The following is a 12,373-nucleotide window of genomic DNA, read 5'->3' on the forward strand; positions in this document are numbered from 1 at the left end:
CGTCCTTCCAGTCTAATTAAACTTATACATAGCCTGTATCAAGGCTTTGGGACCGATCCATAAACCCGTCAGCCTTCGTTCACCGTGAAAATTGTCAAAATTAAAGACAAAAATTGTTGACAATCTTTATGTCCATCCTAAGATGACCAACATACCGAGACGCACATCATGTCCGACGCAGACCCTACCGCCGCCAATAGTTCGAAACCTGAAGTGATCGCCGAGCGCATCCGCGCCGCGATCCTCGAGCATCGGCTTGCGCCGGGCGCCAAGCTGACCGAAGCGCAGTTGTGCGAAGTATTCGGCGTGAAGCGCGGCCCGATCCGGCAGGCGCTGACGCAACTCGCGACGGATCACCTCGTCGATCTCGAGCCGAATCGCGGCGCGTTCGTGGCGAGCCCCTCGCTACAGGAAGTGCATGAGGTGTTCGAGATGCGCCGCATCATCGAACTGGCGGTGGTTGAAAAGATTTGCAGCGGTCACGGCATGCGGCGCTTGAAGAGCATTGGCAGCATGATCGGCCGGGAACGCAAAGCGTTCGAAACACGTGATTTTCCGGCGTGGATTCGCCTGTCGGGCGAGTTTCACACCGAATTGGCGGGACTGACCGGCAACACGGTGTTGTGCGATTGCCTGAACGGGCTGGTGGCGCGCTCCACGCTGATTTCCGCGCTGTACGAGTCGCTTGGACGCAGCCCATGCTCGTTCGAGGACCACGAAGCCATACTCGCCGCGCTCGACGCCGGCGATGCAAAAGAGGCGGCGGCACTCATGTCGCGCCATTTGCAAAGCGTCGAACTGAAGATGCTGGACCGCCCGGCGCGTGGTGCGGCCGATCTGCGGGAAGTGTTCGGCGCCCTCAACGGTGCGCCCAGAGAATGACCCGCGACAATGTCCGCGCCATGCTGAGGCAGGCGGCCGGCGTGCGCGCCTGACTGGTGCGCGCCGCACTGAATTGAACTGAACTGAACTGAACGAATCAAGTGTTGCAAGGCGGCTCGACGTGAGCGCTGCCGGCTCGCGCACGCGTGTCCGCCGCCGGGCGACGGACATCGAGTAGCAGCAACGCATCGCCGGCGCTCCGCGGCTGCGGACGGTGCGATAACCACAAGTACTTCAGTACGGAGATATCCGCGGCACGGCAAACCAGGCGGCTCGCCTGTCCTTTGTCCCGAACGGGCAAAGCGGGCGCGACTGGCATGGCCGATGCATCGTCCTTCGATTCGCTATCGATGGTCCCTATCCCAAGGAGGAATCATGGCTCAGTTCAGTGCAGCGCCCGGCAATCCCGCAATTCCCACTTACGCAGACGGCGGCGCAACCGGCGATCCGTCAATGCCCGCAGGCTACAGCGAACGGCTCTATAACGAAGACCTCGCGCCGTTGCGCCACCAAACCTGGGGCGCATACAACATCTTTGCGTTCTGGATGTCCGACGTGCACAGCGTCGGCGGCTATGTGTTCGCGGGCAGCCTGTTCGCGCTCGGGCTGACGAGCTGGCAGGTGCTGATCGCGCTGCTGGTCGGCATTACGATCGTCAACCTGTTGTGCAACCTGATCGCCAAGCCGAGCCAGGCGAACGGGGTGCCTTATCCGGTCGCGTGCCGTGCGACCTTCGGCGTGCTCGGCGCGAATATTCCCGCGGTGATTCGCGGCCTGATCGCGGTCGCATGGTACGGCATTCAGACTTATCTGGCGTCGAGCGCGCTGGTGATCGTAGTGTTGAAGTTCGTTCCCCAACTGCTGCCGTATGCCGATGTCCATCATCACGGCTTCATGGGTCTGTCGACGCTCGGCTGGGCCGGTTTCATGCTGCTGTGGGTCCTGCAGGCACTCGTGTTCTGGCACGGCATGGAGACCATCAAGAAGTTCATCGACTTCGCCGGCCCGGCCGTCTACGTGGTGATGTTCATTCTCGCGGGCTACATGGTGTATCGCGCGGGATGGCGCAACATCGGCATCAACCTGGGCGGCGTCAAATATCACGGCATGGAAGTCGTGCCGGTGATGATCACGGCGACTTCGCTGGTGGTGTCGTACTTCTCCGGACCGATGCTCAACTTCGGCGACTTTTCGCGCTACGGCAAGAGCTTTCGCAGCGTGCAGCGTGGCAACTTCTGGGGGCTGCCGGTCAACTTTCTGGCCTTCTCGCTGGTGACGGTGATCACGACCGCTGCCACGCTGCCGGTCTTCGGCCAGCTGATTACGGACCCGGTTGAAACCGTGGGCCGTATCGATTACCCGACTGCGGTGATTCTCGGCGCGCTGACCTTCACGATCGCGACGATCGGCATCAACATCGTCGCCAATTTCGTCTCGCCGGCATTCGACTTCTCGAACGTCGCGCCGCGCTTGATCAGCTGGCGCGCGGGCGGCATGCTCGCGGCGGTGGCGTCGATTTTCATTACGCCGTGGAATCTGTTCAACAACCCCGCCGTGATCCACTACACCCTCGATGTTCTCGGCAGCTTCATAGGGCCTTTGTACGGTGTCCTGATCGTTGATTACTATCTCGTGAAGCGTCAGAAAATCGTGCTCGACGATCTGTACACGGTTGCGCCCACTGGTTCGTACTGGTATCGCAACGGCGTGAACTATCGGGCAGTCGCCGCGTTGCTGCCGGCTGCCGTGATCGCCGTGATCTGTGTGATGGTGCCCGCGCTCGACGGCATGGCGAATTTCTCGTGGTTCATTGGCGCCGGCCTCGCCGCGCTGTTCTATCGCGTGATTGCACGCTGAATCGCACGCTGAATTGTGCAGATGCAACAGGAGTGGATATGCGCATCAAACTGATCAACCCGAATACGACCCAGCGCATGACGGAAGCAATGGGCCGCTGCGCGCGCGAAGTCGCCGCGCCGGGCACTGAAGTCATCGCGGTGAATCCGACCATGGGGCCGCCGTCGATCGAAGGCTATTACGACGAGGCGCTGGCCACACCAGGCTTGCTGGCCGAGGTTGCCGCCGGCGAGCGCGAAGGCTGCGACGGTTACGTGATTGCCTGCTTCGGCGATCCTGGTCTCTACGCGGCACGCGAGCTGGCGCGGGGTCCGGTGATCGGCATCGCCGAGGCGGCGATGCACGCGGCCAGCGTGCTGGCGCCGGGCTTCTCCGTGGTGACCACGCTGGCGCGCACCTGCGGCATGGCGTGGCACCTCGCCGAGCGCTACGGCATGAAGCGTTTTTGCCGCAACGTTCGCGCCACCGACGTGGCCGTCCTCGACCTCGACCAGCCCGGCTCGGCGGCGCGCCGCATCATCCTCGACGAATGCCGGCGCGCGCTTGCCGAGGACGGCTCGGACGCGATCGTGCTCGGCTGCGCGGGTATGGCCGAACTGTGCGCGGAGATCGAGGACGCGCTCGGCGCGCCGGTGATCGAAGGCGTGACCGCAGCGGTGAAATGGACCGAGGCGCTGGTCTCGCTTCGTCTTTCGACCGCCAAACGCGGCGACTACGCGCGGCCGCTGGCCAAGCGCTACGACGGCGCGCTGGCATCGTTCAGTCCGGTCGACGCCGATCCGAACCCGCGTGCGCCGCGCGGATCTACCGAAGTTTCCTTGGCAAATGCGCCGGAAAATGCAGGAACGTCCGATTTGGTGCGGGTAAACACTACGGAACCGGGCCGGCACATACATTCAGCGTGACACGCACTATCTGCCCCGGTGTATGGGCGCACCGGAGCGTTTTCGCTACACTGGTCCAACTCGGCGCGGGGTGCCTGAAAGGTTTTTTGTGTTGCTTCAGGCGCTGTTTCCGGTGTTTATTCGGCTGCGCCCACCCCACGTGCATCCACGTGAGTTCCACGCGAATTTTACGTAACGTCACCACGCATTCGTCAAACCATGCCACTCGACCCGAACTACCCACGCGATCTGATCGGCTACGGCCGCCACCCGGTGCAGGCCAACTGGCCGGGGCGAGCGCGTGTCGCGGTGCAATTCGTTCTGAATTACGAAGAGGGCGGTGAAAACTGCGTGCTGCACGGCGATCCTGGCTCGGAGCAGTTCCTGTCGGAAATCGTCGGCGCCGCGGCTTATCCGGCTCGCCATATGAGCATGGAGTCGATCTACGAATACGGCTCACGCGCGGGCGTCTGGCGCATTCTGCGCGAATTCGAAAAGCGTGGCCTGCCGCTCACGGTGTTCGGCGTCGGCATGGCGATCGAACGGCATCCGGAACTGGCGCGCGCGTTCGTGGAACTCGGTCATGAGATTGCCTGCCACGGCTATCGCTGGATTCACTATCAGGACGTGTCGCCGGAGAAAGAAGCTGAGCACATGCGTCTCGGCATGGAAGCGATCGAACGCGTGACAGGCGAGCGTCCGCTTGGCTGGTACACCGGCCGTGACAGTCCCAATACGCATCGTCTGGTCGCCGAATACGGCGGATTCCTGTACGACTCCGATTACTATGGCGACGACCTGCCGTTCTGGATGGACGTGGACGTCACCGGCGGCACGACAGTACCGCAATTGATCGTGCCGTACACGCTCGACACCAACGACATGCGCTTTGCAAGCCCGCAAGGCTTCAACACGGCAGACCACTTCTTCACGTACCTGCGCGATGCATTCGACGTGCTCTACGAAGAGGGCGACGAAGCGCCGAAGATGCTTTCCATCGGCATGCATTGCCGTCTGCTCGGGCGCCCTGGTCGTTTTCGCGCGCTGCAACGTTTTCTCGACCATATCGAACAGCACGATCGCGTGTGGGTGACGCGGCGCGTCGATATTGCGCGCCACTGGCGCGAACATCACCCTTACCAACAAGTCAACCGCGGGGCAGCGGCATGAAGGCGATGCAATACACTCTGGACCAACTCAACAGCATCTCGACCGAAGCGTTCGTGGCAACGCTGTCGGGTATTTTCGAGCACTCGCCGTGGGTCGCGGAAATCGCCGCGCAGCAACGGCCTTTCGTCAGCGTCGACGAGTTGCATCGCAAGATGTCGAACATCGTCGAAACAGCCGGTGAAGAGAAGCAACTGGCGCTGATCAACGCTCACCCGGAACTCGCCGGCAAGGCCGCGGTGCGCGGCGAACTGACCGCCGAATCCACGCGCGAGCAGAGCGGCGCCGGCCTCGCGCAATGCACGCAGGAAGAGTTCGACAAGCTGCTCGCGCTGAACGCCGCCTATCGCGAGAAGTTCGGTTTTCCATTCATCCTCGCCGTGCGCGGCTACGACCGTCACGGCATCATCGCGAACTTCGAAGCGCGCGTGAACAATAGCCGCGCCGAAGAATTGCGCGCGAGCCTCGATCAGATCTACCGCATCGCACGTTTCAGGCTCGACGACCTGATCGACGCATAAGGCTTAACCACGCGTCGCGGACCTCGAACCGAAACGTTTTTTCAGCACTGGCAAATATCAAGGAAGACAAAAATGGCACTCCCGATTCTCGACCCCAACGCACCGGAATTCACGCGCCGCTATGTGAACCTGGCGGACCCGCGTCTGGGCGCGCAGGCGCTCGAGGCCAGCGACGATTTCTTCGCACCGAAGGAGCGCATGCTGAATCCGGAGCCGGCCGTTTTCATTCCGGGCAAATACGACGACAACGGCAAGTGGATGGACGGCTGGGAAACCCGCCGCAAGCGCGCCAACGGCTATGACTGGTGCGTCGTGAAGCTGGCTCGTCCGGGCGTGATCAAGGGGCTGGATCTCGACACCAGCCACTTCACGGGTAATTTCCCGCCGGCGGCGTCGGTGGAAGCCGCGCGCGTGGTGGACGGCGCGCCGAACCAGTCGACGCAATGGACCGAAATCGTGCCGTCGACCACGTTGCAAGGCAATAGCCATCACTATCACGAAGTCAGCGACACGAACGCTTACACCCACCTGCGCGTGAACATTTATCCGGACGGCGGCATTGCGCGTCTGCGTGTGTATGGTCAGCCGCAAGTCGACTGGGCCGGCGCGAGCCGCACGGAGCAGTTCGATCTGGCAGCGATGGAGAACGGCGCCTATCTCGTCGCGGCGAACAACCAGCACTTCGGCGCAGCGTCGACGATCCTGATGCCGGGCCGTGGCGTGAACATGGGTGACGGCTGGGAAACGCGCCGTCGTCGTGAGCCGGGCAACGACTGGGCGATCGTCGCGCTGGCGCAACCGGGCGTGATCAGGAAAATCGAAGTCGATACGGCGCACTTCAAGGGCAACTTTCCGGACCGCTGCTCAATTCAGGCCGCGTATGTCACGGGTGGTACGGACAGCTCGCTGATCACGCAAGCCATGTTCTGGCCGGTGCTGCTCGGCGAACAGAAACTGAAGATGGACAACCAGCACTATTTCGAAAGCGAAATCGCGGCACTGGGTCCGGTGACGCACGTGCGCTTCAATATCATTCCGGACGGCGGCGTGTCGCGTCTGCGTCTGTGGGGTACGCTCGCATCATGAAAACGCTCGCGATCGAACCGTTGACGAAAGAAGCGTTCGCCGCATTCGGCGACGTGATCGAACTCGAAGGCGCGAAGCAGATCCCAATCAACCTCGGCACGACGATCCGCTATCACGATCTCGCGAAAGTGGATGTCACCGACGAGAACGGCCGTACGCTCGTGAACCTGTTTCGCGGGCAACCGCGCACGCTGCCGTTCGAAGTAAAGATGCTCGAGCGGCACCCGCTCGGCAGCCAGGCGTTCGTCCCGCTGAACAACAAGGCGTATCTGGTGGTCGTGGCGCCGGCAGGTGAGCTGAACGTGTCGAAGATTCGCGCGTTCGTGACGAGCGGCTGGCAGGGCGTGAACTATGCGAAGGGCGTGTGGCATCATCCGCTGATCGCGTTGGGTGAGGTGAGCGACTTTATCGTCGTCGATCGCGGCGGGGATGGACTCAATCTCAATGAGCAGGACCTCGCGGAGTCGTTGTGGCTCACGGAAGATGCGTTGAGCGCGGTGGCGGTTTGAGGTTTGCCGCTACGGCGTAGCGAGCAGGTTGATTTGAAAGAACCCACAGCATTACCAGTGCTGTGGGTTTTTTGTTTTGGTGGCGAACCACAAAACTAGCGCGACGCCGTCGTTGCGCGTTTAGCTACGTTTGGCGAGAAGCGGCGAATACCCGATTACTTGGCGCACGCATTGCGCCGGGGCAGGCGCGCAAAACTCCGCGGCGTCTATAGCCGGTTTAGGCCCCTCGAATTGCAGGCTCTTCTTCGGCGAGCGCAAGGACGCCATGCCATCGACTCAGGCGTGAAGCTTCCGCTTCCCGGCGGTGTGCCATTGCAACCCAATAAACAACATATCTCCTCGACGCCGTACGCCGGCACTCCCAGTGCGTCGATGTCGAAGCGTTCGATGCGCGACGCCGAGCCGCTCCAGCACGCGCATGGAATAGAACTCGTTGAAGCCGCGAACCGGCGTGTTGTCGTCCGAGCCCGTGACGATGCGGCTCGTCACGGAGAAACCGACACCAGCCGGCCAATGAAAAGCGGGCTTTCCGCTCACGCGAAAAGCCCGCTTCAAAGTCGCTCGATTCTTCGCGACGCCGGGCGGCATGCCCGGCTAGTGGTTACTTCGCCGCACCACCTTCAAACCACGCGGCGATCTTCATCCGCTCGTCGTCGGTCATATGCGTCACGTTGCCAAGCGGCATGGCCTTCAACGTCACGGCTTGCTGATAGATCCGTTGCGCGTTCTGCGAGATCTCATCCGACGTATCCAGCAGCACGCCGGCCGGCGCACTCCCCATCATCGTCGGATGCGCGGAGTGGCAAGCCACGCAGCGCTGTTGCAGAACCGGTGCGATATCGGCCACCTTCACCGTCGGTGCGTTGGCGGCTTGCGCTTGCGGCACGATCGGCTTCGGCATGGTCCAGAAGAGCGCGCCGAACATCAACGCGATACCCACCAGCGGCAGATACCACAGCACCTGGCCACGGTGGCGCATCACGAAGAACTGACGAATCAGCGCGCCGGCCAGCATGATGACCAGCAGCACAGCCCAGTTGTACGGATGCGTGTAGGTCATCGCGTAGTGGTTCGACAGCATCGCGAACACCACCGGCAACGTGAAATACGTGTTGTGCACCGAGCGCTGCTTGCCGCGCTTGCCGTAGATCGGGTTCGGCGTGTCGCCCTTGAGCATGGCGTCGACCATCTTGCGCTGGCCCGGAATGATCACGAAGAACACGTTCGCCGACATGATGGTCGCCAGCATTGCGCCCATGATCAGGTAAGCCGCGCGGCCCGCGAAAATATGGCACGCGAGCCACGCCGCGATCAGCACATACACGCCGACGCAGATGCCCAGCACCTTATCCTTGTTACCGAGGATGCGGCACAGCGAGTCGTACACGATCCAGCCGGCGGCGAGGAAGCCGAGCGCCGCGGCCACAGCGACCACCGGCCCCATATCCAGCACGTTCTTGTCGATCAGGTAAGTGCTCGGCGAGAACAGATACAGCACGGTGAAAAGACCAAAGCCCGACAGCCACGTCGTGTACGAGGGCCACTTCGACCAGTGCAGATCTTCCGGCATTTCCGGCGGCGCGACGGTGTACTTCTGCATGTTGTAGAAGCCGCCGCCATGCACGTGCCACAACTCGCCGAACACGCCGCGCTTGCGCTGGTTTGGGTCCGTTGGCGGTTTCAGGCTGTTGTCGAGCGCGACGAAATAGAACGATTCGCCGATCCATGCAATCGCGGCGATGACGTGGAACCAGCGAATCGCCAGATTCAACCAGTCTGTGATAAAGCCTTCCATGAAACTCCTCCACTTCTGATTCGTTGTACACGCAACGACGTTGGGTGCCTTTCTGAACCCGGCGAGCGGGTTGTCGGCAGACAAAACGTCGCTGCGCAGACTGCGGGGTGCCCACAAGGGGCCATCTTTCGGTGCCAGGCCCCTGAGGACGAAAGACGCGGTGCGCTCAGTTCGCACGCGCCGTTTTTTATTGGCTTGTCGGGTCGAATCGGGTTCGCTGGAACCGCATGTGTTCGATTGCGTTTCGCGGGTACTCGCGAGAGTCTGCGTGAGCATCTGCGCAATGCAATCGAGCGCGATCGGCAGGTGGCGCGAACTCGACCTCGATTTCCCAACACCTCGTGGCAGATATCTCCTTAGCTGCCGCGATAGGTGCTGTACGACCACGGCGACACCAGCAACGGCACGTGATAGTGCGCTTCGGCATCGGCCACGCCGAAGCGCAGCACGACACGATCGACGAAACGCGGCTCCGGCACCTTCGTGCCGATCGACGCGAAGTAGTCGCCGGCGCCGAACACGAGTTCGTATTCGCCCGCGACTAGCGCGTCGCCTTCGAGCAGCGGCTGGTCGCAACGACCGTCGTCATTGGTGGTGGTGGTTTTGAGCGCACGGCGCGTATCGCCTGAGAGCGCGAAGAGTTCGACCTTGATGCCCGCGCCGGGACGGCCGTTCGCGGTGTCGAGCACATGGGTAGTGAGCTTTCCCATTCGCAATTTTCCTTATGTGAATGCGAGGTTTCGGCGGCAGCCCGATCCAGATACGTTTGCGGCGGATCGAGGCTCCACGTCAGTGGCTACATACCCGTCGGCGAATTGAAGCGAGCGCCGTGGCAGCCATTGTAAAAAGGTTGTTCCGTTCAGCGCGCGCGAGATAGGAAAGATAATAGCTGGCGCATGACAGACAGCCTGCTGAAAGCCATAACGAGCGGGTTTTCCCGACCTTTACGCTGCATTTGTCTTACCGGCGGATCGTACCGGCGCCAAAAAAGGCCCACTATATCGGCAGCGTGAGGTTGGGTATCGCATTGGCGCGAGTTGTCAGCATTATTTTGGCCGTCGAAGGTTGCGTCTGTGCGTTGCAGCAAACAGGAATCGATGACGAACCAGCCGCAACGCACCCCGAAGACGGCGGAAACACGCTGGGTAACCGGGCCAACGGCGTTCGACGGGACGCGGCGGCACGGTGGCGTGCCGTCACATCGCGTTCGAACGGCTTTGCACGGAAGCAATGAAGCGGAGAAACGAATGACGATGGAACAAACGGCCAATCAAACGAATAAGCCGAAGAAAACGATGCTGGTGAAGCACGCAGACGTGCTGGTCACGATGGACGGCGCCCGGCGCGAACTGCGCGACGGCGGTCTGTACATCGAAGACAACCGCATCGTCGCGGTCGGCCCGACGGCGGAACTGCCGCAATCCGCTAGCGAAGTGCTGGACATGCGTGGGCACCTGGTGATTCCGGGTCTCGTGAACACGCACCACCACATGTATCAGAGCCTTACGCGCGCGATTCCTGCCGCGCAGAACGCCGAGTTGTTCGGCTGGCTGACCAACCTCTACAAGGTGTGGGCGAACCTCACGCCGGAGATGATCGAAGTCTCGACGCTCACGGCCATGGCCGAGCTGTTGCTGTCCGGTTGCACGACTTCGAGCGACCATTTGTATATCTATCCGAACGGCAGCCGGCTCGACGACAGCATCGCCGCGGCGCGCCGGATCGGTATGCGTTTTCACGCGGCGCGCGGCAGCATGAGCGTGGGGCAGAAAGACGGCGGACTGCCGCCCGATTCGGTGGTGGAACGTGAAGCGGACATTCTGAAGGATACGCAGCGTCTGATCGAGACGTACCACGACGAAGGGCGTTACGCGATGTTGCGCGTGGTGGTTGCGCCGTGCTCGCCGTTCTCGGTGAGCCGCGATCTGATGCGCGAATCGGCAGTCATGGCGCGGCAGTACGGTGTGTCGATGCATACGCACCTGGCGGAGAACGTCAATGACATCGCGTATAGCCGCGAGAAGTTCGGCATGACGCCGGCGGAGTATGCGGAAGACCTCGGCTGGGTCGGTCACGATGTGTGGCACGCGCACTGCGTGCAACTCGACGACGCGGGCATCGAACTGTTCGCGCGCACCGGCACTGGCGTCGCGCATTGTCCGTGTTCGAACATGCGGCTCGCGTCGGGCATCGCGCCGGTCAAGCGCATGCGTTTGGCGGGCGTGCCGGTGGGCCTGGGTGTCGACGGTTCAGCATCGAACGACGGTGCGCAGATGGTCGCCGAAGTGCGTCAGGCGCTGCTGCTGCAGCGGGTCGGCTTCGGTCCCGATGCGATGACCGCGCGTGAAGCCTTGGAGATTGCGACGCTCGGCGGCGCGAAAGTGCTCAACCGCGACGATATCGGTGCGCTGGCGCCTGGCATGGCGGCGGACTTCGTGTCGTTCGACCTGCGCCAGCCGCTTTTTGCGGGCGCGTTGCATGACCCGGTCGCGGCGCTGGTGTTCTGCGCGCCTTCGCAGGTGAGCTACAGCGTGATCGGCGGCAAGGTGGTCGTGAAGGAAGGGCAGTTGACGACGCTGGAACTCGCACCGGTCATAGAGCAGCACAACCGGTTGGCGAAGACGCTTTACCAAGCGGCGGCGTAACAAGAAGAGAGAACGAAGAAGCAAGCACCATGAAGGCAAGGCTGCCGGCGGCGACACACGCGGCCGCCGGTAACCGGCAAAACAACTGATTAAGGCTTGTCGATCAACGTCTTGGTCGCTTCGGCGACCAGACTGCGCAGCCAGCGCACTTCGTCGGAGTAATGTACGCGCTCGTGCCACAGCTGGTAGTACTGCATCGGCGGGAAATCGAGCGGTGCGGGCACGACGGTGAGCGGCAGGAACTTGGCGTAGTAATCGGCAAAGAGGCGCGTCGTCGTAAAGATCAGGTCTGACTTGATCAGCACGTATGGCGCCAGATTGAAGTACGGCAAGGTCACGACCACGTGACGCTTTAACCGCTCGCGCGCGAGGTGCACGTCGATCGCGCCGCGCTGGCCCACCGAATAAGGAGTAGGCGCGAGATGCGGAGCGTTCAGGTACTGGTCGAGCGTCAGCCCGCCGCGTTTGGCGAAGGGATGCGTGTTGCTCATCAGGCAGACGATCTGATCGACGAACAGGTTCGACAGGTGCAACTGCTCGGGCGGCTCAGGCCAGTTGCCGACCACGATGTCGAGCTTGCCGTCTTCGAGCGCGAGTTCGTAGTCGAAGGCCGGCCCGAGCGAATGAAACTCGAGCGTCGCGTTCGGCGCGGCCTGGCGAAAGCGTTCGACCACCGTCGGCACGAACAGCACGTTCAGATAGTCCGGGCAGCCGATCCGGTAGCACCGGATGGAAGTGGCCGGATCGAAGTTGTGCTGCTGGAACTTGATGCGTTCGATCTCGCGCAGCGCGTTCTGCACCGGTTCGAGCAGGCGCAGACCGTATTCCGTCGGCACCATGCCGGATTTGCCGCGTACCAGCAGCGGGTCGCCGGTGATGTCGCGCAAACGGCGCAGCGCCGCGCTGATGGCGGGCTGCGATTGATTCAGTTTGACGGCCGCGCGCGTGACGCTGCGTTCCATCAACAGGGTATGCAAGACGCGTAATAGGTACGTATCGATCGCCTCGCGTTGCTGACTCATGACTT

The 12,373-nt window shown here is 61.9% G+C and carries 11 protein-coding genes; 8 read left to right on the forward strand and 3 right to left on the reverse strand.

The window, feature by feature from the left end; translation table 11 throughout:
* The first annotated feature begins 168 nt into the window (after positions 1-168).
* The 7 genes from AC57B1_RS38705 (at position 169) to AC57B1_RS38735 (ending at position 6,906) form a co-directional block, all read left to right on the forward strand.
* Positions 169-882, forward strand: a complete 714-nt coding sequence (locus AC57B1_RS38705; protein WP_408187228.1) for a GntR family transcriptional regulator — start codon at positions 169-171, stop codon at positions 880-882.
* 375 nt (positions 883-1,257) lie between these two features.
* Positions 1,258-2,739, forward strand: a complete 1,482-nt coding sequence (locus AC57B1_RS38710) for an NCS1 family nucleobase:cation symporter-1 (protein ID WP_408353184.1) — start codon at positions 1,258-1,260, stop codon at positions 2,737-2,739.
* 38 nt (positions 2,740-2,777) lie between these two features.
* On the forward strand, positions 2,778-3,644 hold the full coding sequence (locus AC57B1_RS38715) for an aspartate/glutamate racemase family protein (protein ID WP_496420293.1): 867 nt from the start codon (positions 2,778-2,780) through the stop codon (positions 3,642-3,644).
* A gap of 198 nt (positions 3,645-3,842) precedes the next feature.
* On the forward strand, positions 3,843-4,793 hold the full coding sequence (gene puuE / locus AC57B1_RS38720; RefSeq protein ID WP_408353188.1) for an allantoinase PuuE: 951 nt from the start codon (positions 3,843-3,845) through the stop codon (positions 4,791-4,793).
* On the forward strand, positions 4,790-5,311 hold the full coding sequence (gene uraD, locus AC57B1_RS38725) for a 2-oxo-4-hydroxy-4-carboxy-5-ureidoimidazoline decarboxylase (protein WP_408353190.1): 522 nt from the start codon (positions 4,790-4,792) through the stop codon (positions 5,309-5,311). Before puuE ends, uraD begins: the two co-directional genes overlap by 4 nt.
* A 72-nt stretch (positions 5,312-5,383) precedes the next feature.
* Positions 5,384-6,397: an allantoicase gene (alc, locus tag AC57B1_RS38730; protein WP_408187232.1), complete on the forward strand. Its 1,014-nt coding sequence runs from the start codon at positions 5,384-5,386 to the stop codon at positions 6,395-6,397.
* Positions 6,394-6,906, forward strand: a complete 513-nt coding sequence (locus AC57B1_RS38735; protein ID WP_496420294.1) for an ureidoglycolate lyase — start codon at positions 6,394-6,396, stop codon at positions 6,904-6,906. Before alc ends, AC57B1_RS38735 begins: the two co-directional genes overlap by 4 nt.
* Positions 6,907-7,507: 601 nt before the next feature.
* Here AC57B1_RS38735 and AC57B1_RS38740 read toward each other — a convergent pair.
* Positions 7,508-8,701: a urate hydroxylase PuuD gene (locus AC57B1_RS38740; protein ID WP_408353194.1), complete on the reverse strand. Its 1,194-nt coding sequence runs from the start codon at positions 8,699-8,701 to the stop codon at positions 7,508-7,510.
* Between the two features lie 356 nt (positions 8,702-9,057).
* The gene (gene uraH / locus AC57B1_RS38745; RefSeq protein ID WP_496420295.1) at positions 9,058-9,411 is read right to left on the reverse strand and encodes a hydroxyisourate hydrolase; all 354 of its coding nucleotides are present in this window, start codon (positions 9,409-9,411) and stop codon (positions 9,058-9,060) included.
* A 537-nt stretch (positions 9,412-9,948) separates the two neighbouring features.
* On the opposite strand from uraH, the gene AC57B1_RS38750 reads away from it, so the two are divergent.
* Positions 9,949-11,346 carry an 8-oxoguanine deaminase gene (locus AC57B1_RS38750; protein ID WP_496420296.1) on the forward strand — a complete coding sequence of 466 codons (1,398 nt, stop codon included), beginning with the start codon at positions 9,949-9,951 and terminating at the stop codon, positions 11,344-11,346.
* Between the two features lie 89 nt (positions 11,347-11,435).
* Here AC57B1_RS38750 and AC57B1_RS38755 read toward each other — a convergent pair whose 3' ends face one another.
* Positions 11,436-12,368 (reverse strand): LysR substrate-binding domain-containing protein, encoded by a 933-nt coding sequence (locus AC57B1_RS38755; RefSeq protein WP_074764203.1) that lies wholly within the window; start codon positions 12,366-12,368, stop codon positions 11,436-11,438.
* Between the last annotated feature and the right edge of the window lie 5 nt (positions 12,369-12,373).

Source organism: Paraburkholderia sp. BGA-UO-ETr-F21 (genome assembly GCF_059567925.1).